Annotated in this window: 21 protein-coding genes; 11 read left to right on the top strand and 10 right to left on the bottom strand. The window is 70.0% G+C overall.

All coding sequences use genetic code 11. The features are described 5' to 3' along the window. Positions 1 to 187: 187 nt before the first annotated feature. The 5 genes from APZ15_RS30450 to APZ15_RS30470 all read left to right on the top strand — a co-directional run bounded on the left by APZ15_RS30450 (position 188) and on the right by APZ15_RS30470 (position 5,939). Complete coding sequence (locus APZ15_RS30450) at positions 188 to 1,744, top strand: 3-hydroxyacyl-CoA dehydrogenase (protein ID WP_027791835.1); 1,557 nt, start codon at positions 188 to 190, stop codon at positions 1,742 to 1,744. Between the two features lie 58 nt (positions 1,745 to 1,802). Continuing rightward, on the top strand, positions 1,803 to 3,125 hold the full coding sequence (paaK, locus tag APZ15_RS30455; protein ID WP_027791834.1) for a phenylacetate--CoA ligase PaaK: 1,323 nt from the start codon (positions 1,803 to 1,805) through the stop codon (positions 3,123 to 3,125). A 38-nt stretch (positions 3,126 to 3,163) separates the two neighbouring features. Beyond that, positions 3,164 to 3,964 (top strand): enoyl-CoA hydratase-related protein, encoded by an 801-nt coding sequence (locus APZ15_RS30460; protein WP_027791833.1) that lies wholly within the window; start codon positions 3,164 to 3,166, stop codon positions 3,962 to 3,964. A 121-nt stretch (positions 3,965 to 4,085) separates the two neighbouring features. Beyond that, complete coding sequence (locus APZ15_RS30465; protein ID WP_021162011.1) at positions 4,086 to 4,757, top strand: MarC family protein; 672 nt, start codon at positions 4,086 to 4,088, stop codon at positions 4,755 to 4,757. Positions 4,758 to 4,958: 201 nt separating this feature from the next. Beyond that, complete coding sequence (locus APZ15_RS30470; RefSeq protein ID WP_027791832.1) at positions 4,959 to 5,939, top strand: aldo/keto reductase; 981 nt, start codon at positions 4,959 to 4,961, stop codon at positions 5,937 to 5,939. A gap of 17 nt (positions 5,940 to 5,956) precedes the next feature. Here the strand turns inward: APZ15_RS30470 and APZ15_RS30475 are convergent, their stop codons facing one another. From APZ15_RS30475 to APZ15_RS30495, 5 genes are all read right to left on the bottom strand, one after another. Then, complete coding sequence (locus tag APZ15_RS30475) at positions 5,957 to 6,823, bottom strand: CPBP family intramembrane glutamic endopeptidase (RefSeq protein WP_027791831.1); 867 nt, start codon at positions 6,821 to 6,823, stop codon at positions 5,957 to 5,959. Positions 6,824 to 6,897: 74 nt separating this feature from the next. Beyond that, the gene (locus APZ15_RS30480) at positions 6,898 to 7,554 is read right to left on the bottom strand and encodes a VC0807 family protein (protein ID WP_027791830.1); all 657 of its coding nucleotides are present in this window, start codon (positions 7,552 to 7,554) and stop codon (positions 6,898 to 6,900) included. A 151-nt stretch (positions 7,555 to 7,705) separates the two neighbouring features. Continuing rightward, on the bottom strand, positions 7,706 to 9,643 hold the full coding sequence (locus tag APZ15_RS30485) for a sensor histidine kinase (protein ID WP_027791829.1): 1,938 nt from the start codon (positions 9,641 to 9,643) through the stop codon (positions 7,706 to 7,708). Positions 9,644 to 10,081: 438 nt separating this feature from the next. Next, positions 10,082 to 11,146 (bottom strand): 2,3-butanediol dehydrogenase, encoded by a 1,065-nt coding sequence (locus APZ15_RS30490; protein WP_027791828.1) that lies wholly within the window; start codon positions 11,144 to 11,146, stop codon positions 10,082 to 10,084. 339 nt (positions 11,147 to 11,485) lie between these two features. Further along, positions 11,486 to 12,226 carry a GNAT family N-acetyltransferase gene (locus tag APZ15_RS30495; RefSeq protein ID WP_027791827.1) on the bottom strand — a complete coding sequence of 247 codons (741 nt, stop codon included), beginning with the start codon at positions 12,224 to 12,226 and terminating at the stop codon, positions 11,486 to 11,488. Between the two features lie 209 nt (positions 12,227 to 12,435). Between APZ15_RS30495 and APZ15_RS30500 the strand changes: the two genes are divergently transcribed. Together APZ15_RS30500 and APZ15_RS30505 are read left to right on the top strand one after the other, a co-directional pair. Beyond that, positions 12,436 to 13,647, top strand: coding sequence for an MFS transporter (locus tag APZ15_RS30500; protein ID WP_027791826.1), 1,212 nt, complete (start codon positions 12,436 to 12,438; stop codon positions 13,645 to 13,647). Positions 13,648 to 13,685: 38 nt separating this feature from the next. Beyond that, complete coding sequence (locus tag APZ15_RS30505; protein ID WP_027791825.1) at positions 13,686 to 14,165, top strand: DUF3331 domain-containing protein; 480 nt, start codon at positions 13,686 to 13,688, stop codon at positions 14,163 to 14,165. 24 nt (positions 14,166 to 14,189) lie between these two features. Here the strand turns inward: APZ15_RS30505 and APZ15_RS30510 are convergent, their stop codons facing one another. Beyond that, the gene (locus tag APZ15_RS30510) at positions 14,190 to 15,392 is read right to left on the bottom strand and encodes a GNAT family N-acetyltransferase (protein ID WP_027791824.1); all 1,203 of its coding nucleotides are present in this window, start codon (positions 15,390 to 15,392) and stop codon (positions 14,190 to 14,192) included. A 195-nt stretch (positions 15,393 to 15,587) separates the two neighbouring features. Here APZ15_RS30510 and pdxR point away from each other — a divergent pair, with 195 nt between their 5' ends. The 4 genes from pdxR (at position 15,588) to APZ15_RS30530 (ending at position 21,217) form a co-directional block, all read left to right on the top strand. Then, complete coding sequence (gene pdxR / locus APZ15_RS30515) at positions 15,588 to 17,060, top strand: MocR-like pyridoxine biosynthesis transcription factor PdxR (protein ID WP_049116771.1); 1,473 nt, start codon at positions 15,588 to 15,590, stop codon at positions 17,058 to 17,060. Between the two features lie 408 nt (positions 17,061 to 17,468). Continuing rightward, positions 17,469 to 19,055, top strand: a complete 1,587-nt coding sequence (locus tag APZ15_RS30520; RefSeq protein WP_027791822.1) for a trypsin-like peptidase domain-containing protein — start codon at positions 17,469 to 17,471, stop codon at positions 19,053 to 19,055. Positions 19,056 to 19,292: 237 nt separating this feature from the next. Then, the gene (locus APZ15_RS30525) at positions 19,293 to 20,504 is read left to right on the top strand and encodes an MFS transporter (RefSeq protein ID WP_027791821.1); all 1,212 of its coding nucleotides are present in this window, start codon (positions 19,293 to 19,295) and stop codon (positions 20,502 to 20,504) included. Positions 20,505 to 20,677: 173 nt separating this feature from the next. Further along, positions 20,678 to 21,217: a DUF4303 domain-containing protein gene (locus APZ15_RS30530; protein WP_027791820.1), complete on the top strand. Its 540-nt coding sequence runs from the start codon at positions 20,678 to 20,680 to the stop codon at positions 21,215 to 21,217. Positions 21,218 to 21,287: 70 nt separating this feature from the next. Here APZ15_RS30530 and APZ15_RS30535 read toward each other — a convergent pair whose 3' ends face one another. The 4 genes from APZ15_RS30535 to APZ15_RS30550 all read right to left on the bottom strand — a co-directional run bounded on the left by APZ15_RS30535 (position 21,288) and on the right by APZ15_RS30550 (position 24,618). Continuing rightward, a complete protein-coding gene (locus APZ15_RS30535; RefSeq protein ID WP_027791819.1) occupies positions 21,288 to 21,986 on the bottom strand; it encodes a fumarylacetoacetate hydrolase family protein in 699 nt (232 codons plus the stop codon). Between the two features lie 125 nt (positions 21,987 to 22,111). Beyond that, positions 22,112 to 23,053, bottom strand: a complete 942-nt coding sequence (locus APZ15_RS30540) for a helix-turn-helix transcriptional regulator (protein ID WP_027791818.1) — start codon at positions 23,051 to 23,053, stop codon at positions 22,112 to 22,114. Positions 23,054 to 23,172: 119 nt separating this feature from the next. Next, positions 23,173 to 23,958, bottom strand: a complete 786-nt coding sequence (locus tag APZ15_RS30545) for a YkgJ family cysteine cluster protein (protein WP_027791817.1) — start codon at positions 23,956 to 23,958, stop codon at positions 23,173 to 23,175. A 60-nt stretch (positions 23,959 to 24,018) separates the two neighbouring features. Beyond that, positions 24,019 to 24,618, bottom strand: a complete 600-nt coding sequence (locus APZ15_RS30550; protein WP_027791816.1) for a uracil-DNA glycosylase family protein — start codon at positions 24,616 to 24,618, stop codon at positions 24,019 to 24,021. Positions 24,619 to 24,640 lie beyond the last annotated feature (22 nt).

Consider the following 24,640-nt stretch of genomic DNA (forward strand, 5'->3'; position numbering starts at 1 on the left):
ATCTCATATTCGAACGCTTTCATTGACCTTTCGGTTTGCAAAAAGTGCCCCGAACGTTCGAATTTTTTGTCTTTGCAGTTTCCGTAACGGTCTCTTGCACGACAAATTCGGGCACGCCCTGACATAAATCTACCGACCGGTCGGTTTATAATCGCTCGCACTTCCACTTCATGACGGATCGCAAGCGATGGCTGTTTCTTCTGCACATTCGGTGAACCCGGGCGCGCTGGCGCCGTCGGCAGTCGTCGGCGTGATCGGTGCCGGCGCGATGGGCGCGGGCATTGCGCAGGTCGCGGCGGCGGCCGGCCATACGGTGCTGCTGTACGACCTGAACGAAGCCGCTTGCGACAAGGCGCTGGCCGGCATCCGCGCGCAGTTCGCGCGGCTCGCGGAGAAGGGCCGGCTCGAACCGGCACAGGCTGATGCGGCAGGCAGCCGGCTCCGCGCGGTGCGTGCGCTGGCCGATTTCGCAGGTGCAGCGCTGATCGTCGAGGCGGCCGCCGAGCGGCTCGACGTGAAGCGCGAGATCTTCGCGACGCTCGAGCGCCATGTCGACGACGCGTGCCTGCTGGCGACCAACACGTCGTCGATCTCGATCACGTCGATCGCGGCCGGGCTGCGCGCGCCGCAGCGCGTCGCCGGCCTGCATTTCTTCAACCCGGCACCGCTGATGGCGCTCGTCGAGGTGGTCAGCGGGCTCGCGACCGCGCCCGAAGTCGCACAGGTGCTGGTTGCGACCGCCGCCGCGTGGGGCAAGCAGCCCGTGATGGCCAAATCGACGCCGGGCTTCATCGTGAACCGCGTCGCACGGCCGTATTACGCGGAGGCGCTGCGCGTGCTGAACGAACAGGGTGGTGCGCCGGCGTCGATCGACGCGGTGATGCGCGAGGCCGGCGGCTTCCGGATGGGGCCGTTCGAGCTGATGGACCTGATCGGCCACGACGTGAACTTCGCGGTGACCGAATCGGTGTTCCGCGCGTACTTCAACGACCCGCGCTACACGCCGTCTCTGATCCAGCAGGAACTCGTGAACGCGGGTTTCCTCGGGCGCAAGTCGGGGCGCGGTTTCTATTCGTATACGGACGGCGCGACGCCGCCCGCGCCCGATCTCGAAGCCCCGCGCGCCGCGCCGGCCGACGTCGCACTGTTTGCGCAGGACGGCCCGGCAGCCGCGCTGCATACGCGCTTCACCGAACGCATCGCGGGCGCCCGGCAGGCCGGCGCGCATGCCGACGACCTGCTCGCGACGGCCGGCCGCGCGTCGATCGCGCTGACCGACGGCCGCACCGCGACCGCGCGCGCCGCGCAGACGGGCGTGGCCGATCTCGTGCTGGTCGACCTGGCGCGCGATTACACGCAGGCCGGGCTCGTCGCGCTGACGCGTGCGCTCCAGTGCAGCGACGCGGCCTATGCGGACGCGGTCGGCCTGTTCCAGCAGGCGGGTTTTCGCGTCGTCGGCATCGCCGACGTGCCGGGCATGGTCGCGATGCGCACCGTCGCGATGCTCGCGAACGAGGCGGCCGACACGGTGAACCAGGGCGTGTGCTCGCCCGCCGATCTCGATCTCGCGATGGAGAAGGGCGTGAACTACCCGTGCGGCCCGCTCGCGTGGGCCGATGCGATCGGCATCGGCCGCGTGTTTCGCGTGCTGTCGAACCTGGCGGCGAGCTACGGCGAGGACCGCTATCGCGTGTCGCCGCGCATCGCCGCACTGCATGCGGCCGGCCGCACGTTCCGGTCGTAACGCCGGCTTCGTCACCTCGAACACGATAACGACATCACTCCATTGGAGGAGCACCCCGATGACCCACCCGACGCATCCCGCCGCCGCCCTCGAGCCGATCGAGACCGCCAGCCGCGACGAACTGCAGGCACTGCAGCTCGAGCGCATGAAGTGGTCGCTGCGCCACGCATACGACAACGTCCCGCACTATCGCCGCACGTTCGATGCGGCCGGCGTGCACCCGGACGACCTGAAGTCGCTCGCCGATCTCGCGAAATTCCCGTTCTCGACCAAGAACGATTTGCGCGACAACTATCCGTTCGGGCTGTTCGCGGTGCCGCGCGAGCAGGTCGTGCGCGTGCACGCGTCGAGCGGCACGACGGGCAAGCCGACGGTGGTCGGCTACACCGCGCGCGACATCGATACCTGGGCGAACGTGACCGCGCGCTCGATCCGCGCGGCCGGCGGCCGCCCGGGCGACACGCTGCACAACGCGTTCGGCTATGGCCTCTTCACGGGCGGCCTCGGGATTCACTATGGTGCGGAACGGCTCGGCTGCATGGTCGTGCCGATGTCGGGCGGGCAGACCGAGAAGCAGGTGCAACTGATCCGCGATTTCGAGCCGAAGATCATCCTCGTCACGCCGTCGTACATGCTGAACCTGATCGACGAGATGGTGCGACAGGGGATGGACCCGGCCGAGTCGTCGCTGAAGATCGGCATCTTCGGCGCCGAGCCGTGGACGCAGGCGCTGCGCGAGGAAGTGGAGACGCGCGTGGGCATCGACGCGCTGGACATCTACGGGCTGTCGGAAGTGATGGGGCCGGGCGTTGCGTGCGAATGCGTCGAGACGAAGGACGGCCCGGTAATCTGGGAAGACCATTTCTATCCGGAGATCATCGATCCCGTCACGGGCGAAGTGCTGCCCGACGGCAGCCAGGGCGAGCTCGTGTTCACGTCGCTGACGAAGGAAGCGATGCCGGTGATCCGCTACCGCACGCGCGACCTCACCGCGCTGCTGCCGCCGACCGCGCGCGCGATGCGCCGGCTCGCGAAGATCACCGGCCGCTCCGACGACATGCTGATCGTGCGCGGCGTGAACGTGTTCCCGAGCCAGATCGAGGAGATCGTCGTCGCGCTGCCGCAGCTGTCGGGCCAGTTCCAGATCACGCTGTCGCGCGACGGTCACATGGACCGGCTCGACCTCGCGGTCGAACTGCGCTCCGAAGCGGCCGCGTCCGTCACCGAAAGCGATCGCGCGGCGCTCGCGCGCGAGCTGCAGCACCGGATCAAGACGATGGTCGGCGTGTCGTCCGGCGTGACGGTGCTGGCGGCGGGCGGCATTCCCGCGACCGCGACCGGCAAGGCCCGGCGCGTGATCGACCGCCGCCAGGCCGCGTAATTCCGATGTTTGCCGTTCTACCCGAGGAAACCTGTTCGATGGATGGATTGAATACCCTGGCCGTCACGGTCGATGCGCGCGGCATCGCAACCGTCGCGTTGCAGCGCGGCGACGTGCTCAACGCGTTCGACGAGACGATGATCGCCGAACTGACCGGCGCGTTCACCACGCTCGGCTCACGCGACGACGTGCGCGCGATCGTGCTGCGTTCGGACGGCCGCGCGTTCTGCGCCGGCGCCGACCTGCAGTGGATGCAGCGCGCGAGCGCGAACGACGCGGCCGCGAACCTGCGCGATGCGGAGCGGTTCGCCGCGATGATGCGCGCGATCCGGCAATGCCCGAAGCCGACGGTGGCGCGCGTGCAAGGTCACGCGTTCGGCGGCGGCGTCGGCCTGTGCGCGGCGTGCGACATCGTGATTGCGAGCGATCACGCACGCTTCTCGGTCAGCGAGGCACGCTTCGGGATCCTGCCGGCCGTGATCGGGCCGTATCTGGTCGAGGCGGTCGGTCAGCGCCAGGCGCGGCGGCTCGCGCTCACCGCGACGCAGCTCGCCGCCGGCGAGGCGGTCGCGATCGGCCTGATCCACCAGGCCGTGCCGCTCGAGTCGCTCGACGAAGCGCTCGACCGGACGCTCGCCGAACTCGGCCGGAACGGCCCGAACGCGCTGATGGAGATCAAGCGCTTCTTCGACACGATCGGCGAGTATCCGTCGTCCGACGAGCGCGCGGCGTTCACCGCGCAGACGATCTCCCGCGTGCGGGCGACGCCGGAAGCGAAGGAAGGCTTCGCCGCGTTCTTCGCGAAGCGGCCGCCGGCATGGGAGGCGGGCGCCGAATAAGCGCAAGCGGAGACGATCGACGGCGCAACGGGCGAGCCCGCATTTTGCGCCGCGGGCGCTTGCTCTACAATGCGTGACCCCCGGCGCCCCGCCGGCCCAGCCCCGACCGATTCTTCATCCGATGATCGTCAACCGCCTTATCTCCGAGATCCTGTTCGGCTTCACCGGCCTGATCGGCATCATCAACCCGATCGGCATCGCGTTCCTGTTTCTCGAACGGACCGAGGCGCTCACCGAACACGAGCGGGACCTGCTCGCCCGGAAGGTCGCGTTCAACTCGTTCATCGTGCTGCTGGTCGCGTTTTTCGCCGGCACGCCGGTGCTGCATTTCTTCGGGATTTCGATGGAAGCGCTGCGGATCGGCGGCGGCTTCGCGGTTGCCGTGGCCGGCTGGCAGATGCTGAACGAACCCGACGGGCCGGGCGGCGGCGACACGCCGGTCAAGCCGATCGACGCGAACGCGATCATGACGCGCGCGTTCTTCCCGCTGACCGTGCCGCTGACGGTCGGCCCCGGCTCGATCGCGACCGCGATCGCGCTGAACGCGAACCGCACGCACAAGCTGTCGGAGTTCATGCTGTCGAGCATCGTGTCGATCGCCGTGTCCGTGCTGGTCGCGGTCGTGATCTGGCAGGTCTACAGCCGCTCCGCGCTGCTGTCGCGCTACCTCGGCAGCGAAGGCACGAAGGTCGCGAAGCGCGTGTCGGCGTTCCTGCTGCTGTGCATCGGCGTGCAGATCATGCTGACCGGCTTTTCCGCGTTCCTGCAGCCAATCGCCGACCAGGCCAAGTAAGCAGCCCGCGCCGCAGCGCACGTCCCGCGCAGCCGGCGCCCTGCGCGGCCTCGCGACCTCGCGACCTCGCGCCGGCGAACGCCCCTTCGTCCGATGCGGCGACGCCGCACGTCTTTTTGCCGCCCGGGATACCATGCGACGGTCCGGCCGATGCGCGGCGCGCATCCGGCCGTCAGCTCAACTTCAATCGCGAGGCGTGCAATGGAATACGTGAAATTCGGATCGACAGGGCTGGAAGTGTCCAGCCTGGTGCTGGGTTGCATGACGTTCGGCGAACCGTCGCGCGGCTCGCACCCGTGGACGCTGCCGGAAGCGGAGAGCCGCCCGATCATCCAGCGGGCGGTCGAAGCCGGCATCAACTTCTTCGATACCGCGAACATCTATTCGGACGGCACGTCGGAGGAGATCGTCGGCCGCGCGCTGCGCGATTTCGCGAAACGCGACGAGATCGTGATCGCGACCAAGGTGTTCTACCGGATGCGGCCGGGGCCGAACGGCGCGGGGTTGTCGCGCAAGGCGATCATGACCGACATCGACCAGAGCCTGAAGCGGCTCGGCACCGATTACGTCGATCTCTACCAGATTCACCGCTGGGATTACGGCACGCCGATCGAGGAGACGCTCGAGGCGCTGCACGACGTCGTGAAGGCCGGCAAGGCGCGCTATATCGGCGCGTCGTCGATGTCCGCGTGGCAATTCGCGAAGGCGCTGCATACGTCGAAGCAGCACGGCTGGACCCGCTTCGTCAGCATGCAGAACCACCTGAACCTGCTGTATCGGGAAGAAGAGCGGGAAATGCTGCCGCTGTGCGCAGACGAGGGGATCGCGGTGATTCCATGGAGCCCGCTCGCGCGCGGCCGCCTGACGCGCAACTGGGACGAGTCGACCGAGCGGCAGCAGAGCGACGCGGTCGGCCAGCGGCTTTACGACGCGACGGCGGAGTCGGACAGGGCGGTCGTCGACGCCGTCGCGACGATCGCGGCCGCACGAAACGTGCCGCGTGCGCAGGTGGCACTCGCGTGGGTCGCGCAGAAGGCCGGGGTCACCGCGCCGATCGTCGGTATTTCGAAGCCGCGGCAACTGGACGACGCACTGGCCGCGCTCGAGCTGAAGCTGACCGACGACGAGATCGCCACGCTCGAGCGCCCGTACGTGCCGCACGCGGTCGCCGGGTTCGACTGAGCGGCGCCGCGCGGCCGTCAGCGCGCGGCGGCGAGCATCGGGTAGGTGAACAGTCCGAAGTGGACGACGTTGAGCCCCGCATGCGCGAGCGCGGACGCGAGCAGTCCGCCGCGCCGCCATGCGAGGCCGTAGCCGACGCCGGCCACCGTGCCGAGCACGATCCATGACCAGCCGCCGGCCGCGTGCGCGGCGCCGAACAGCACCGCGCCGATCGCCAGCGCGGCCCATGGCCCCCACGCGAACGCACCGAACGCGCGCGTCAGCCCGCCCTGCACGTAGCCGCGGAACAGCGCCTCCTCGGCGAGCGTCACGAGCAGCAGGTTATTGACGAGCCACAGCCAGCCCGACGCCGGCCACTTGGGCGCCCAGCCGACCATGCCGAACGCGAGCGCGCCGGCCAGGCACGCGGCCGCCGTGGCGACGGCCGCCACCGCGCCGGTGCGCAGCGCGCGCGACAGCGGGACGTCCGGGGCGACCCACGGCAGCACCCACACCAGCCACAGGCCGACGAGCGGCTTGTCCAGGTTCAGGTACATCGTGAACGGGACGGCATCCGGCGTGAAGCGCGTCGGGGCGATCACGAGGGGATTGTGGAAGCCGGGAAGCAGGTGCAGGCTGAGCGCGACCGCGAGTGCGGCGAAGACGGCGTGCGCGGCGATGCGCACCGCGCGCGGGCGCCCGGGCATCACGCCCCAGGCGGCCGCGGCCAGCAACGCGAGCGGCGCCAGCGCGAGCGGCGCGAGCTTGCCGAACGCCAGCGCGCACGCATAAGCGAGCGCGGCAAGGCCGACGCTCAGCCCGTGCTGCGGGCGATGCCACGCAAACGCGGCGGCCGCGAACAGGGCGAGCCAGATCGTGGCGGATGGAAGGAGCGAGAGGGACATGACAGGAGCGGCATTCGTCGGACGAGACGCCGCGCATCATACAGCAGCCTTCCGGTCATGCCGGCCGGGAGCCGTCAGCGGCCGGCGGTTTCGGTGACGCCGTCGCGGCCCGGGATGTGGACGCTGTTGCGCACGCGCATCCGCCGCCGGTACCAGAACGTCCACGTCAGCAGACAGCCGAACACGGTATAGCCGATGATCGGCGACACGACCAGCACGCGTTCGACCGGCCAGGTCACGACCATCCAGCAGCGCAGCAGCATTTCCAGCGTCATGAACCCGCCCCAGACGAAGGTCATGCGCCGGAGCATCTGCCGCAGCCCCGGCTGCGCGTTCCAGACCGCTTCGAAATGCGCGGCACCGCCATCCATCTCGCGGGCGATGGTGGCGCGCGCGAGATAGAAGATCAGCGGGCGTTCGCGGAACAGCGACAGCAGGAACACGACGCCGATCGTGCCCGACGCGAGCGATTCGCGCATCAGCAGCGTGCGTGCGCTGCCGCCGAACGCCATCCCGATGATCGACAGCGCGATGCCGAGCAGCACGATGGCCGCCACCGCATCGACGCGGCGTGAGCGAATGAATTCGACGATCGACCAGATGACCGGCGGGACCGCCGACGCGTACAGCGCGCCGGTTTCGCCGAAATACGGCTGCGCGGCCCGGTAGGCAACCCAGGGCAGCACCAGGTTGACGAAGAGTTCGAGAATCAGTCCGGCTCGCGGTTTCACGGTGAGCAATTCCACGCAGGTTGGGGCGAACGCGCAATGGGTGTGGTGGCCACCGGTTGCCCCGAAAAGGGTTCGGTCCAGTATATCGAAGAATCGCGCGGGGCTGCGGCACGGCTTCGGCCGCTTTCCGCCGGCACCGCCGGCACCATCGTCATGGCGCCGCCGCGGCCGGCAGCGTGATCGTGATGGTGGTGCCCTGCAGCACGACGCTGTGCACGTGGATGTGGCCTCCGTGCCGTTCGACGACGGCCTTGACGAACGCCATGCCGAGCCCGACGCCGCTGGTTTCCGGCTGGCCGGCGGTGCGGAAGCGCCGGTAGCGCTCGAACAGCCGCGTCTGGTCCGCGCTGCTGATTCCGCACCCGCTGTCGCGGATCGTGCAGCGCACGGTCTTGCCGTCGGCGCCCGGCTCGACCTTGCATTCGACGCTCGTCAGCGGCGCGCTGTACTTGACGGCGTTGTCCAGCAGGTTGATCAGCGCGCGCGACAGCAGCGCCGGGTCGCCCGGCACGATCGTGTCGTCGCGCCGCGGCACGTCGTCGATCGACATGGATTTCCGGTGCGCGAGCGGCCACACCGCATCGCGTGCCTCGTTCATCAGGTCGGCGAGGTTGACCGGCACGCGTTCGTATTCGCTCGCCTCCGCACGCGACAGCTGCGCGAAACCGTCGGCCATCGCCAGCGTGTGCCGCGCCAGCCTGGCGATTCTCGCGAACTGCTGCTTCATCTGCGCGTCGCCCGCCCGCTGCGCCTGCGTGTCGATCAGGATGATCAGCGACGTCAGCGGGGCGCGCATGTCGTGCGAAAACAGCGTCAGCATGTCGTTGCGCTGGCGCTCGAGCATGTCGCGGCGGATGGTCGCGTTGCGCAACGTTTCCAGCGACGCGTGGATCTGCACGATCTCGGGCCCGACGCCGCGCGGCATCGCGACGTGCGACGTATCGCCTTCGCTGAGCGCGACGATCCGGCGGCCGAGCACATCGAGCGGCTTCGACAGCAGCCGCTGCATGCCGCGCGCGAGCGAGGCCAGGATCGCGATGCACAGCGTCGTGGCGAACGCCGACACCCCGACCCTGATCCGGGCGGCGTTCCGGTCGCCGATCGCGCGATGCCGGGCAAGGTCGATCACGCGGTCGCGCAGCAGCTCGCTCGGCCGGAAATGCGGCACGATCGCGCGGGAAAAATCGGCGGCGCTCATGGCATACGCGCCGTCACGGCCGCCGGCGACGGTCGCGTCGACGAGCGGCAGGATGTGCGCGTCGAAGGCCGCGTTGAGCTGCGCATATTCGCGTGCGACGTCGGGGTCGTCGAGCTGCGTGCCGATCGCGCCGTCGATCAGCGCGCGCAATTGCTCGATGCGACCGCGCATCCGCATGATGTCCGCGAGCTGCGCGCGATCGAGCGCCTGCCGCGCGAACATCGGCGCGATCAGCAGCGAACCCGTGCGCCCCGCGTATTCCCGGAGATCGCCGAGGAGCCGCGCGAGCAGGATCGCACCGGACGTGCGCGGATCGCGCATCGCCGTGTCGGTCATCGCGCCGTCGATCAGCAGCGACAGCGTGTCGACGATCCGGAACAGGCGCGCTTGCGCGTGCTGGATATCGTGAACGGTGCGTGACGCGAGCGGCCGCGCGTCGAGCGCATCGACTTCGGCACGCGCATCGGCAAGCGTCATCCGGACGGAGTCGAGTGCATGCAGCAGGTTGCCGCGTTCGCGGTCGTCGAGCACGGCTGCCTGCGCGATGCCGGCGCGAAAACGGTCGAGCGCGTTGTCGGAACGCGCGCGCGCGGCGAGCAGGTTGCGGATCTCGGCGGCGCCGTCGTCCTGCAGGCGCACCAGCAGGTCGTTCGTCGGGCCGCGTTCGGCCGAGATCACGTTGGCGGCGCTCATCGCGCCGCGGACGAATTCGAAGCTCTGCAGGTCGGCGTTTTCCTGCCGGTATTGCCGGAAACTCCCCCAGATGATCGTGCCGCAGAGCAAGGCCAGCAGCGTGGTGACGAGCGCGAAGCCGATATGCGTCTTCTGCAGGATCGTCAGCGATCGAATGTTGTATGCGTGTTCCCGGCTAAACGAGAATGAACGATTCATGACACACCATGTTTGCAAGCTGTCCCGGGTGGGCCCGTATTCTCGGCCTGTCGGCGCCGTGACGCCGTAAGGTTTTGTGGGGGGCGGCCGCCTTCACGGGGCGGCCGCGATCCCGGCCGGGAGGCCGGATCTCGCGTTGCACAGGATCGCCTTGCATCAGTGCCCTGTCGACATCGGGCGAATCGCGCTTGATCCGGAGAAACCCTGATCGCGTATCGAACCCGCGGCGCGCTACGGCAGATGGTTTGGATTACGAATATTCTTGATCCGCGCGTCTGTCGTGAGATGCGGCATCAGGTCCGCTTCGGACGACGGCGGCAAGGAGGGGGCTGGACGGGAATGGCAGGCAGGTGCGCCGCCCGTGTACGGGCGACGCTTCAGGACGATGCTGCAGCAGGCGTGCCGCGGCGCGAATCGGTGCCGCGGCCGCGCGAGCGGTCAGGCGACGGCGGGCCGAACGATGATCTTCACGTTACGGTCCTTGTGATTGACCAGTTCCTCGAAGCCGTGCGAGACGATGTCGCCGAGCGCGATGCGCCCGGTGATGAGCGGCTGCACGTCGATGCGGCCGTCCGCGATGAAGCGGATCACGTCCGCGAACTCGCCGTTGTACGCGAGCGAGCCGATCACTTCCTTTTCGGTCGACACGATGTCGAAGAAGTTGAACGGTGCCGGCTCCTCGAAGATGCCGACCATCACCGACTTGCCGGCCTTGCGGATCACGTCGATCGCGAGCTTCGCCGTGGCCGTGTGCCCGATGCACTCGAACGACACGTCGGCGCCGTAGCCGTCGGTCAGCGCCTTGACTTCGGCGATCGCGTCGGACCTCTTCGGATCGATGACGACGCTCGCGCCGACCTCAAGCGCCTTCTGCTTGCGCGCGGCCGACATCTCCAGCGCGATCACGCGCCCGGCGCCCGCGGCCTTCGCGCACATGATCGTGCACAGGCCGATCGTGCCCGCGCCGACCACGACGACGGTCTGCCCGACGATGTTGCCGGCCTTCTTGACCGCATGCAGCCCGACCGCGAGCGGCTCGATCAGCGCGCCGGCCTCGGTCGGGAAACCGTCGGGCAGCTTGTACAGCAACTCGGCCGGCACGTTCACGTATTCGGCGAACGCACCGTTGTTCATCAGCCCGGTGAACGCGAGGTTCTCGCAGATGTTGTACAGCCCGTGCCGGCAATACCAGCAGGTGCCGCAATGCTGGCATGCGTCGGCCGTCACGCGGTCGCCGACCGCGAAGCCGGTCACGCCCGCGCCGAGCTCGGCGATCTCGCCGCTGAACTCGTGGCCGAGGATGCACTGGCCCTTCAGGCCCGTCAGCGGATGCGGCGCGTCGACCGGGATGAAGACGGGGCCCGCGACGTATTCGTGCAGGTCGGAGCCGCAGATCCCGCACCAGTGCACGCGAATCGTGACCCAGCCGGCCGGCGGGCGCGCCGGAACGGGAACCTGTTCGACGCGGATGTCGTGGCGGCCGTGCCAGACGGCGGCCTTCATGCTGGGGGCGGTGGTCGATGCCGGTGTACTCACGTTGCTGTCTCCGTCAGGTTGTCGTCGGGCACGCGGCATGGTTGGCCGGTGTGCCCGTTGCGCGATTGCGCGATCGACCGGTATGCAGGAACGGGGCCAGCTCGAGCGGGTACGCCGGATGGCGATTCAACGGAACGTGCGTGATGCGATGCACCATTCGCTTGTTCCGTTGACAGGAAAAGATTCGGCGGGGGAGACGCGCGAAATTTGCTGCAACTGCTGAACGGCACGCCGGTGAGACGCTGGGACGTTCGTCTCAGTGCAATGAGACGAATCCCGAGACGCGCGGCGCCGTTCGACGCGCGGTCAGGCGACGATTTCGTCGACGGCGACCGGTGCGAGCCGCGTGAATCCGGCGGCGCGGTACAGCGGCAGGCCGGCCTCGGTGGACACGAGCCACACGCGCTGCGCGCCGCGTTGCCGTGCGTGCGCGACGATCGCGGCGAGCGACTGCATCGCGAGACCCCGGCGGCGGTACACATCTGCCGTCGCGACGCGGTCGACGACGATGTCGTGCGCCGACGCAAAACCGTAGCGCGCGGTGGCGGCGATCTGCCCGTCCAGGCGATGCGCGAACAGGAACGCGGCCGGATTCGGCTGGAATGGCGGGAACGGGGCGTCCGCATTGAACGTTTCGATGTCGCGCGGCGTGTGGCACCCGAGCGCCTGCGCGAGTGCATCGTCGCCGGACAGCGTGTCGATATCGGCGGCCATGAAATGCTCGTCCGACAACCGGCGTGTCCTGCCTTCCAGTGCGGGCGGCAGCGGCGCGGCGCCGTAGCGCGTGATCCACGCGCCGACGGTGAACGGGCCGTCGCCATACGCGGGCGCGCCCTCGATCACGAAGTGCTCGAAAGGCCGCCCCATGCCGGCGTCGAACCGCACGACCTGGCCGTCCGGGCCGTCGTGCAGCGGCGCATCGCGCCGGTCGCGTGCGGCGCAGTAGCCGGCGACGAAGATGCGCACGGCGGCCTTGCGGCGGGGGAAGGTCGACCAGGCTGCGTCGAGCGGAAGCGGGGCGTCGGGAGCGGGATAGGCGGTCGGCATGCGGGCGCAACGTGGTCGGGGCGAAGCCGACAGCTTAAATCAGTCGGCCGCTCGCCGCCGCGCGGGCCCATTGCCGCGATCGGCGAAACGGATCGTTGCGCGCGATACCCCTTTACTTAAAGTTAACTTCAATTTGTATCATGTGCGCCAGTCCGATCGCGGACGCGTGACGCACCCCGTTGCACGCGGCCGCTCCAACGGAGGTGGAGATGACCGAATCGCCTGTCGCGGCCGATGCCGCGACGCTGCCGTCGCGCAGCTACCGGGCCGCCGTCGCGAACGTCGTGCTGGCGAGCATCGTGTCCGCGCTGCACGTCGGCAAGGCGACGATCGCGTTGCCGTCGCTGCAGCACGAGTTCGGCGGCTCGCTCGCTTCGCTGAGCGGGATCATGTCGGTGTTTCCGTTCGTCGGCGTGTTCGGCGGCATCGCGGCCGGCCTGCTGGTACGGCGCTGGGGCGACCGGCGGATGCTGATCGCGGGCCTGGTGATCCTCGGCCTGTCGAGTGTCGCCGGCGCGTCGGCCGGCAGTTTCGCGCTGCTGCTCGCCACGCGCTTCGCCGAGGGGCTCGGTTTCGTGATCGTGGTGGTCGCCGCGCCGGCCGTGCTGAATCGCGTGACGCCGCCCGAGCGGCGCAATCTCGCGTTCGGGCTGTGGAGCACGTTCATGCCGGCCGGCATGGCGCTGTCGATGCTGGTCGGGCCGCTGCTCGGCGGCTGGCGCAACGGCTGGCTCGCGGCTTCGGCGCTGACGCTCGCCGCGGCCGCCGCGGTGCCCGTCACGACGTCCGCGGGTGCGCCGGCCCGGCAGGCCGCGGCGCCGCGCATCGGGCCCGCGCTGCGTGACGTGCTCGCGTCGCGGTCGACCACGCTGCTCGCGCTGGGTTTCGCCACCTACAACGTGCAGTTCTTCGCGGCGATGACGTTCCTGCCGGTTTTCCTGATGCAGCGCCTCGGCGTCGCGGTCGGCGCGGCGGGGCTGATCAGCGCGGCGATCGTCGCCGCGTGCGTGATCGGCAACCTGACGGCCGGCTGGTTGCTGTCGCGCGGCGCACGGCCGGGGATCGTCATGGCTGCGACGTCGGTCGCGATCGGCGCGGCGGGCGCGGGGCTCTTCAGCGCGGCCACGCCGGCACCGCTCGCGGTCGCGCTGGGTTTCGCGTTCTCGGCGATCGCGGGGATGCTGCCGGCGACGATCCTCGCGTGCGCGCCGGGCTCCGCGCCGACGCCGTCGCTGGCGCCGCTGAGCATCGGCTGGGTCGTGCAGGGCAACTATCTCGGACAGGTGATCGGGCCGCTGGCGATCGGCTCGATCGTCGGTGCATTCGGCTGGTCGGGCGGCATCGGACTGATGCTCGCGGCCGCCGTCACCGGCGCGGCGATCGGCCTGTCGCTGCTGCGCGAACCGATGGGCCGGCGCTGAGCGCGGCGCCGTTCAACCTGCACGGAAATCCGTCAAGCATGCTCAACACCATGGATAGCCTGATTTGCGAAGAAGACGTGCCGTGCGATGCGCCGGCACGGGTCGAACACGATGCGATGCCGCCGCGCGGCGGCGCCGCGCGTCCGCTCGCGACGCTCGGCGGAGCGCCTGCTCCCGAGCATGCCGCTGCGGCCGTCTCGCCGTTGCGCCCGCAACTGTTCGTCACGGTGCTGGAGGCCGGCGACGACGCGTTGCTGGTTCGCTGGGTCGAGAGCGGCCGTTGCCATTACGGCGAACAGCGCTGGCGCTTGCGCGTCGCGTTGCAGCCGGGCCGTTGCGCGATCTCGGGGCAGCCGATCGAGCCGGGCGAGCCGGTGTTCCGGCCGGTGCGGCGGCCCGTGCCGGCCAATGGCGACGAGATGATCCGCCCGGCGTCGGTGCCCAGTGCAACCGCCGCGGCGTGTGGCGTCACGGCGGACGGTGACGACGCATACGCCCCTGCCGACGTTCGCGGCTGAACGCCGGCCGGCCGCGGCGTCACGTCATTTCTTCACGTCGTGCCGGTACTGGATGAACCCGGCGTTGTTCGCGAGCTTGTCGTACAGCGCGCGCGCGGTCGTGTTGGTTTCGTGCGTGAGCCAGTACACGCGGCTCGCGCCGGCTTCGCGGGCATGGTCGTACACGGCCTCGATCAGCGCACCGCCTGCGCCTTGCCCGCGTGCGTCGGGCGCGGTGTACAGGTCCTGCAGGTAGCAGTACGGCCCTTCGGTCCAGCACGAGCGGTGGTAGATCGAATGCACGATCCCGATCAGCGCCCCCGATGCGTCGAATGCGCCGAGCACGAACATCGGCTCGGCAGGATCCATCAGGCGGGCCCACGTCGTCGCGAACACCGCGTCGCTCAGCGCGGTGTCGTAAAACTTCTGGTAACCCTGCCACAGCGGGCGCCACGCGGCTTCGTCGGCGGCGACGAGCGGGCGCACCGTGACGCGCGTCGCGTCGTGCGCGCGGCCGGCCGCATCGCGCGCGCGCGCCTGCGCGTGGCGGATCGCGGTGAGCGACTGGCGCTGCTGACCCTGCGCGTCGAAGTTTTCCGGTGCGAGCCACGCGTCGAACGCGGCGCGGACATCCGGCCATTCGCCGTCGATGATCGAGAACCACGCGGTGTCGCGATTGCGGCCGCGGTAGATGATCGCCTGCCGGAACGTGCCTTCGTAGCGGAAGCCGAGCCGTGCGGCGGCCTTGCGCGACGGCACGTTCAGGTCGTCGCATTTCCATTCGTAGCGCCGGTAGCCGAGCGTGTCGAACGCGTACTTCATCAGCAGGAACTGCGCCTCGGTCGAGACGGGCGTGCGCTTGAGCAGCGGCGAGAACGTGACGGAGCCGACCTCGATCACGCCGTTGGCCGGATCGATGCGCATCAGCGCGAGCGTGCCGACCGCGCGGCCCGTGGCACGGTCGATCACCGTGTAGTGCAGCGGATCCGCGCTCGCCTGCGCGCCGCGCGCGTAGTCGCGGTAGCTCGACTCGTCGGTGTACGGGCCGTGTGCGAGATAGGTCCAGTCGCTGCCGTCCGGCGCCTGGGCGTAGGCGGCGTACAGGTCGGCCGCGTGGCGCTCGGCGTCGAGCGGTTCGAGCCGGCAGTAGCGGCCTTCGAGCACGATGCGCTCCGGGCGCGGGCATGCGGACCAGTCGGGAACGGGGTGGCCGATGGATTGCTGGAAAGCGTTGGTGAGCGTGGACAAGGTCGATCTCGCTTCGGTTGGCGGCCGGCGACATGCCGGCATGCAGACGATCGTAGTCGTGGCGAGGTACCATGAGAAGCGCCAGAGACTGGCAAATTTATGGTGCCACGAGCCGTGCGCCGCTGGCCGTCCGCGACCGGCGGTGCGCAACTAGCCGTCCACCACGTTCCGACATTTTCACGCTGCGATGTTCCGATGACGACAATCCTGCCTTCCGGCGACGCGCCGTTGCTGCCGCTCGACGCGCCGCTGGCGCGCACGCCGGGCGCGCCTTCGCTGCAGCGCCAGTTGCTGCGCCGCGTGCGCGACGCGATTCTCGGCGGCGCGATGCCGGCCGGCACCCGGCTGCCCGGCACGCGTGCGTTGGCCGAGATGCTCGGCGTGTCGCGCAATACGACGGCCGCCGTCTACGAGCAGCTCGTCGCCGAAGGCTTCCTGCAGTCCGACCGCCGCGGCACGCGTGTCGTCGGGTTGTCGCGGCCGGCGCCGCCGCGCCGGCGTGCCGCGCCGCCGGCCGTCGCGCAGCGGCTCGGCCGCATTCGCCCGAGCCGCATCGGCACCGGCGAAACGGAGGGTTTCCGGCCGGGCGTGCCCGCGCTGACGCATTTCCCGGTGGACGCGTGGCGCCACGCGATCGACCGAGCGCTGCGCCGCAGCGGCCGCGACCTGCTCGGCTACGGCGATCCGCTCGGCGAGCGCGCGCTGCGCGAATCGATCGCGCGCCACCTGGCCGTGACGCGCGGCGTGCGCTGCGATCCCGAGCAGATCGTGATCACGGAAGGCGCACAGGGGGCGATCTCGTTGTGTGCGCAGCTGCTGACGAACCCGGGCGATACGGTGTGGGTCGAGGAGCCTGGCTATCGCGGCGCGCGCACCGCGATGCAGGCGGCCGACCTCGACGTCGTGCCGATGCCGGTCGACGCGGAAGGGCTGCGCGCCGAAGCGGACGACTGGCGCGAGCGGACGCCGCGCCTCGTCTATACGACGCCGTCGAACCAGTTCCCGACCGGCGCCGTGCTGTCGATCTCGCGCCGGCTCGCGCTGATCGATGCCGCGCGCCGGCATCGCGCGTGGATCATCGAGGACGACTACGACAGCGAATTCCGTCACACCGGCGAGCCGATCGGCGCGATGCACGGGCTCGCGCCCGATTCGCCCGTCGTCTATCTCGGCTCGTTCAGCAAGACGATGTTTCCGGCGCTGCGCATCGGTTTTCTCGTGCTGCCCGACGCGCTGCTGGCCGCGGTGCGGCCAGTGCTGCCGGAGATGCTGCGCGGCGGCACGCGCCACGTGCAGCTCGCGCTGGCCGATTTCATCGAGACGGGCGAGTACGGCCGCCATCTCGGCCGCATGCGCCGGCTGTACCGCGACCGGCGGCGGTTGCTGCTCGCCGCGCTCGACGGCAGCCTGAGCGTGCCGCACCAGATCGAGGGCGGGCCGTGCGGGCTGCATCTCGCGCTGCGGATGCCTGCGCGCTACCGCGATCGCGCGATCGTCGACGCGGCGCGCGCCCACGGCATCGGGCCGTTCCCGCTGTCGGGCTTTTCGATCGATGCGGCATCGGCAGGCAACGGGCTGGTGCTCGGTTTCGGCAATACGTCGGCCGACGCGTTCGAGCCGATGTTGCGGATGCTGTCGGCGATCGCGGAGCGGGTGGGCGGGGCGTGACGTGCGTACGCGTTGCCTGAGCCGGCGGCGCGGCGACCAGGTGCAGGAAGCCGCCGACCTTTGACTCGATACCGCTTCTCGGCGGTCGGCGGCAGCAAGTTCACCGCTGCCAGCGGGCTGTTTTTCGTCCATCGACCGGATGCAACCGCCGGGTTCGGCTCCGCATACCGGCACAAACCGCCCACCGCCGCGCACGACAATCGGACTTGTGCGGATTGACGAATTGCCGACTTTGTTCGAAACGACCGCCATCGCGGCTCCGCACTTGCCGGCCACCCCGGCATACGGGTTTCGATTCGTATGTTCGAACAGGCCGCGTGGACTATAAATGGATGCGTGTACCGGTGCTTGTCAGGCGCCTGCGCGTCTCGCGCATGTCGGCGCCGCGACTCCCGGGGGAGGTGCACCGTGGTTCGCCAGACGCTTGCTCGCGCCGTGCTTCGCACCGCGTTGATCGGGGGCGTGTTTGCCGGCTGTTTGCTGCCTTCGCCGGCCGCCGTTTCCGGAACCCTGTCGCCATCCGCCACGCCACCCGCGACGAAGCAAAGGCCGAGTGCGACGCCTTACGCGATGCCGGTCGATTTTCCGGCGATCGTCGACCGCTACGGACCGGCGGTCGTGACCGTCACGACCGCCGCACCCGACCAGCAGGCCGGTGTCCAGTCGTTCACGATCCTCGATCCCGACGATCCGCTCGCCGCATTCTTCCGGCGCGGCGCGCCGCCTCCCGCGCAGGGCCCGCAGACGCCGGCGCCCGACACGGCGCCGCGTGCGGTATCGGGCACCGGCTCGGGTTTCATCGTCAGCGCCGACGGCCTGATCCTCACCTCCGCGCACGTGGTCGACGATGCGACCGACGTGACCGTGCGGCTCACGGACCGCCGCGAATTCAAGGCGACCGTGCTGGCCGTCGATCCGCAAAGCGACGTCGCCGTGCTGCGCGTTACCGCGACGAAACTGCCGTTCGTGCGCATCGGCGATTCGGCGAAGGTACGCGCGGGCGAACCGGTGATGACGATCGGCGCGCCGGACGGATCGGGCAACACGGTCACGGCCGGCATCGTCAGCGCGACGTCGCGCCGGCTGCCGGACGGCAGCGCGTTTCCGTTCTTCGAAACCGACATCGCCCCGAACCCCGACAACTCGGGCGGCCCCGTATTCAATCGCGCGGGCGACGTGATCGGCATCGCGGTGCAGGTGTATACGGGCACCGACCGCTACGCGAGCATGACGTTCGCGATTCCGATCGCGTTTGCCGCAAAGGTGCGTGCGCAACTGCAGAAGCAGATGCAGGCACAGGCGCAGCAGTCCCAGGAGCCGGGCGAGCCGTCGTCCGGCAACGCGCTTGGCGTCGACGTGCAGGATGTCGGCATCGGGCTGGCCGCCGCGTTCGGGCTGCCGCGTCCGGCGGGCGCGCTCGTCAACGGCGTGGCGCCCGGCTCGCCGGCCGCCGCGGCCGGCGTGAGGCCCGGCGACGTGATCGTCAAGCTGGGCGATAAGTCGATCGGCCGTTCGGCCGAGCTGAACGACCTGGCCGCCGCGCTGCCGCCCGGCCAGAAGACGCCGCTGCGCGTGATCCGCAATCGCGCGCCGGTGAGGCTGACGATCACGGGCGCCGACGAGGCCGCCGGCAACGCGGGCACGACCGTCGGCATGGCCGCGCCGAAGGCGGCCGCACGACCGGGGCCGGGAGCGGGAGCGAGTGCGGGCGCGGGCGCGGGCGACGGCGGCGACCGCCTCGGGCTGACGATGCACGCGCTGAGCGACGACGAGCGCCGCTCGACCGGGCTCGCGGTCGGGATGATGGTGGACGCGGTGCACGGCCCGGCGGCGAACGCGGGCATCCGGCCGGGCGACGTCGTGCTGGAGCTCAACGACACGCTGCTCGAGACGCCGGACGACGTGCAGTCGCTCGAAGCGAACGGCGGCAGCGTGATCGCGGTGCTGATCCAGCGCAACAACGCGCGGAAGTTCGTGTCGGTGCGTGCGCGCTAGGGCGTTGACGCGGTCGGTATCGTCCGCCTACCATCGTCCGGTATCGTCCGACACCGCACGAAGCCAGCCAGGCAACCAGGAGCCATCCGGCATGAAAGCAGCAACCTTCATCGTAGTCGTACACAGGCGCAGGGTCCGGTAGCGGCACCGCGCCGGCATCCCTGCGCCCCCGACTCGTTCGGGGGCTTTTTTTTGCATTGCGCACGGCCGTGCGGCACGTGCGCGGAGGACATCCGCTTGCAACCGAACCTGCCGATCGCTTCCGAACGGGCGTCGCCGCGACACGCGACGCTGATCCTGCTGTGCGCGTGCTCGGTGCTGCCGCTGAGCCTGTTCCTGCCGTCGCTGCCGGCAATCGCACGCGACCTGCGCGCCGACTATGCGCTCGTCGCGCTTTCGCTCGGCGGCTACGCGGCGGTGGCCGCGTCGCTGGAGTTCGTGATGGGGCCGCTGTCGGACCGGTTCGGGCGGCGGCCGGTCGTGCTGGCGAGCGTCGGCATCTTCGCGCTCGGCTCGCTCGGCTGTGCGATGGCGACCGATATCCGGGCGTTTCTGGCATGCCGGCTGATGCAGGCGGCGATCACGTCGGTTTATCCGGTGTCGATGGCGACGATCCGGGATACCGGCGGCGGTGCGCGCGCGGCGAGCCGGATCGGCTATGCGGCGATGGCGGCCGCGTTCGCGCCGATGCTCGGCCCGACGCTCGGCGGCGCGCTCGACCAGACGGCGGGCTGGCGCGCGAGCTTCTGGCTGCTCGGCGCGGCGGGCGTCGCGCTGTTCGTCTGGTGCGGGTTCGATTTCGTCGAAACCCATGCGAACCGGTCGTCGAGCCTCGGGCAGCAGCTGCGCGCGTATCCGGCGCTGCTGCGCGCGCGCCGTTTCTGGGCCTACGCGCTGTGCATGGCGTTTTCGACCGGCTCGTTCTACGCGTTCCTGGCCGGCGCGCCGCCGGCCGCGCAAACGGTGTTCGGCATCGCGCCCGCGGAGATCGGCTTCTACATGGGAACCATCACGGCCGGCTTCGTGTGCGGCAGCTTCCTGGCCGCGCGTTACGCGCGCCGCTTCGCGCTGGCCACGACGATCCTGTGCGGGCGGATCGTTGCATGCGCGGGACCGTTGATCGGCCTCGCGTCGATGTTCGGCGGCGCGACCCATGCGATCGCGTGGTTCGGGCCGTGCGTGCTGGTCGGCATCGGCAACGGGCTGACGAATCCCGGTGCCCATGCCGGCGCGGTGTCGGTGCGCCCGACGCTGGCCGGGAGCGCGTCGGGGCTGGCCGGTGCGATGACGATCGCCGGCGGCGCCGCGCTTTCGTCGCTGACGGGGGCGGTACTGACGCCCGGCAACGCGGGTTATGCGCCGCTGGCGATGATGCTGCTGTCGGCCGCGATCGCGCTGGCGGCGGCCGTCTGCGTGCGGGTGTTCGACGCGCGGGACGCCGGGCGGTGAACGCGAATACGCAGCATCGCCGCGCCGGATCGGGCATCGGTGCGGGCATGGATGCGGGCACCGCTACCGTGCCGCGGGCGATTGGCGGACAATCGATCGAATATCGGGAGACGACGAACCCGCCGCGCGCCGAGCATGCTCCGGCGCGCGAAGGGCGGTTGGACGAGGGAGCGATGAGCGACTTTTCTGATTTCCAGCGAGACATTGCCGACGCCGCGAGAGCGACATTCAGGGCGCTGCGGGCGCTGCACCCGGACGAGCATTTCTACGCGTTCGCGCTGTACACCGACAGCGGCGCGATGACGGTGGTGCCGGCAGCCAATTCGGTCGAGGGGCTGCGCCGGATCCGCGAGCAGCAGGCCGTCGCGGACGACGACCCGTGGTATGCGTGGGGCTTTTCGGAATGGGCATATGCGGCGGCGGAAGCGTCGCCGTTCAATGCGATCTGCGGCAAGCTCGCCGATGACGTGCTGAGCCCGCAGTTTGTCCGGTCGAGATTCCCGGAATTTTCGCGGCAACTGCACGCCGACATGATCGGTGCGCTGCGCCTGCTCGACCGCGAGGGCCTGTTCGGCACCGGCGACGAACGGGCGGCGATCACGCTGTTCGTGTCGATCAGCGACGACGACGCGGCCGAAGCGCTGGAAAACGAATCGGCGAAAGCGCTGAATCCGCCGGCCGTCGCCGACGCATTCCTGCGCCGCTACGACTGACCGAAATCGGGATATCGCACGGCGGCCCCGCGCGGGCGGCCGCCGTGCTTGCTGCGTCACGGCTTCTGGCTTACGGCTTCGCGCCCACGACGAACTCGAACGTCGCGACGCCGTCGACGCCGCCCGTCACGCGGTCGCCCGGTTGCAGCGCGCCGACGCCGGCCGGCGTGCCCGTGAAGATCAAATCGCCGGCCTTCAATTCGACCGAGCGCGACACGTACGCGATGACATCGGGCACGGCCCAGATCATGTCGGCCAGGTCGCCTTGCTGGCGCGTGTCGCCGTTGACCGCGAGCCAGATGCGGCCCTTGGCCGGATGACCGGTGGCCGACGCCGCCCGCAGCGCGGTCACGGGGCCCGACGCGTCGAAGCCTTTCGCCCAGTCCCACGGACGGCTCAGTTTCTTCGCTTCGGCCTGCAGGTCGCGGCGCGTGAGGTCGACGCCGACGCCGTAGCCCCATACGTGCGACAGCGCGTCGGCCGGGTCGATCGACCGCCCGTCCTTGCCGATCGCGACGACCAGCTCGATTTCGTGATGGAGGTCGTTCGTCAGCGGCGGATAGGGGACGGTGCCGCTGGCCGGGACGATCGCGTCGGCAGGCTTCGTGAAGAAGAACGGCGGTTCGCGGTCGGGATCGGCGCCCATTTCGCGCGCGTGGTCGGCGTAGTTGCGGCCGACGCAGAAGACGCGGCGCACCGGAAAGCGCGCGGACGACTGGTCGACTTCGATGGAAGGACGCTCGGCAGCGTCGATGACATAGGCGGACATCGGATGGCCTCGTTCGGTGGGAAGACGGATGCCGCGCCCGTGCGGCGCACGGGCCGGCATGCGTGCAACGATACCCGACGCCCGTGCCGCCGGATGCGACGCAACTGCGTTTTACCGGGACAAAACTACGCGTCGGGCGCTGCCGGCGTGTCGTCGCCGTCCGGCAGCGCGGCGTTCGCGTCGCGGTACGCCTTCGGCGACACGCCGACCCGCGCGCGGAAACGCCGCGCGAAATAGCCTTCGTCGCGGAAGCCGACCGAGCGGGCGATGTCCGCGATGCGCCGGCTCGTGTGGGCCAGCAGCGACTGCGCGAGCGCGATCCGGCGCTCCGTCACGAGATCGGTGAAGGTGCTGCCGGTTTCCTTGCGGACCAGGTGCGCGAGGTAGTTGGGCGACAGGAACGCCGCCTCGGCGGTCGCGGCGAGCGTCAGGTCCTCGCGGGTGAGGTTGGCGCGGACGTGCCGCAGCACGCGCGCGAGCGCATCGCGCCGGCCGGCGCGCTGGGCGCCGCGCTGCGCGAGCTTGTCGAGCGCGCCCGCGTACTGCGTGCAGACGAGCCCGATCAGCTGCAGCAGGTAGCCGCGCAGCAACGTGGTCGAGCCGAACGTGCGCACGCGATCGGTGTCGAGCATGCACAGCGCGAGGCGGCGCGCTTCGTCGTAGGTGTCGCCGGTCAGGATGAAGTCGAGGTGTTCCTGGAAGCGGAACGGCGTCAGCTCGGGAAAGCGGTGGGCGGGCACGTCCTCGAGGTCGAGCGGGTCGACGTCGAGATCGGCGCGCAGGAACGCCTGGCTGAAGTTGATCACGATGAAGTGCGCGCCTTCCGGATGCGGGATCAGGTGCTCGCGGTGCGGCAGCACGAACGCGAGCGCGCCGCGCGGAAACGGCCGCGTGACGCCGCCGATCCGCTGCTCGGTGTCGCCGCCGAGATTGAACTGGATCTGGAAATACGCGTGCCGGTGCGGCTCGGTGATCGCCTGGCGCGACGCCTGGTCGCGGATGTAGAAGTCGAGCCGGTCGCTGCGTTCGGGCATCCCGTACAGGCGCGGCGGGGCGGTGGAGGGCATGAAGGATTCTGCTGGTCGTGACGCGGTTGAGCCGCGATGGTACAGCGAACCGGGCGCGACGGCGATCCGTGCCACCTTGCGGCCTGGCCCGGAACCGCTCGCGGCGTGCCGCGCGGCGGTCATTCGTCGGGGTGGAAACCGAGGTAGCGGGCGTGCGGGCTGTCGCCGCCGGCGCGCCGGCTTGCCCCGCCGACCGATGCGAGCGTGTCCACCGTCGTCGCGCGGTTCGAGATCAGCGTCCAGGCGGTGGTGGCGTCGGCGCCGGCCGGTGCGGACTCCGATGTGCGCAGATCCATCAGCGCGGCGAGCAGCGTGGCGGCCGGCGGTGCGTGGATCGCGAACCCTTCGTTGGCCACGGCCGCCGTGTCGATCCCCAGCCTCTCGCACAACCGTGCCCGCAGCGGCGTTTCGGCTTCGCTCGCCGCGCGCGAGCGCGCGATGTTCTCGTGGGTGGCCGCGTCGACGATCGTGCCTCCGCGGACGAACGGCGTTTGCTGCCACGCGTCGGGCGAGCATTGCTTGCCGGCCGGTGCCAGCGGCACGAACGGATTCACTTCGGCCGGGTAGATCCGGCACACGAGCGGTCGCTCGTCGTAGATCGCGCACCGCAGGTCGTCGCGCAGGTTCGGGCACGGCCCCGCGTGGGACGCCGTGAGCATGACCGTCACGCGGACGGGCAGCGAGCCGCTGAGCGCGGCGGTCGAGCGTGCGCGTTTGTACGCGGCGAACGCGTTGTCGGGCTCGGGCTCGACGAGCCACGGCATCGCATCGCACAGCAGCTCCACGTGGCCGCCGCGCTGCAGCCACGCGGTGGCCTCGTCGATCGTCAGCGGAATGCGCAGGTCGCGGCAGCATCCGCCGCAGCCGTTGCAGGCAAAGTCGAGGTCGGTAGGGGTGTCGTTCATGCTTGATTCGATACGGATGACGGGGTGTCGCGAAGCGTCGCGACACGGCGGTGATTTCGTTTACCGGGCGACCAGCGGCGCGACCCGGCGCCGCAGCTCGGGCACGACGTCGGCGTCGAACCAGGGGTGGTGCTTGAACCACGCCTGGTTGCGCGGCGACGGATGCGGCAGCGGCAGCACGTCGGGGCCATAGTCGCGCCACGCGTGTACGGTGTCCGTCAGCGTGGCCTTGCGCGCGTCGCGCAGGAAATGCCGCTGCGCATACTGGCCGATCAGCAGCGTGAGCCGGATCGACGGCAACCCGGCGAGCAGCCGGTCGATCCACAGCGGCGCGCATTCGGGGCGCGGCGGGTTGTCGCCGCTCGTGCCGCGGCCCGGGTAGCAGAAGCCCATCGGCACGATCGCGAAGCGGGTTTCGTCGTAGAAGGTGTCGGCGTCGACGTCGAGCCAGCCGCGCAGCCGCTTGCCGCTCGCATCGTCCCACGGGATGCCGCTCGCATGGACGCGTGCGCCCGGCGCCTGCCCGACGATCAGGATGCGCGCGTCGCGATGGGCACGCACGACCGGGCGCGGGCCGAGCGGCAGGTCGGCTTCGCAGGCACGGCACGCGCGGATTTCAGTGAGCAGCACGTCGAGCGGCGCGCGCGTGGGTTTCGGCATCGAATCGGATCGGGGACGGAGG

It is taken from the genome of Burkholderia cepacia ATCC 25416 (genome assembly GCF_001411495.1).
GTDB classification, from domain to species: domain Bacteria; phylum Pseudomonadota; class Gammaproteobacteria; order Burkholderiales; family Burkholderiaceae; genus Burkholderia; species Burkholderia cepacia.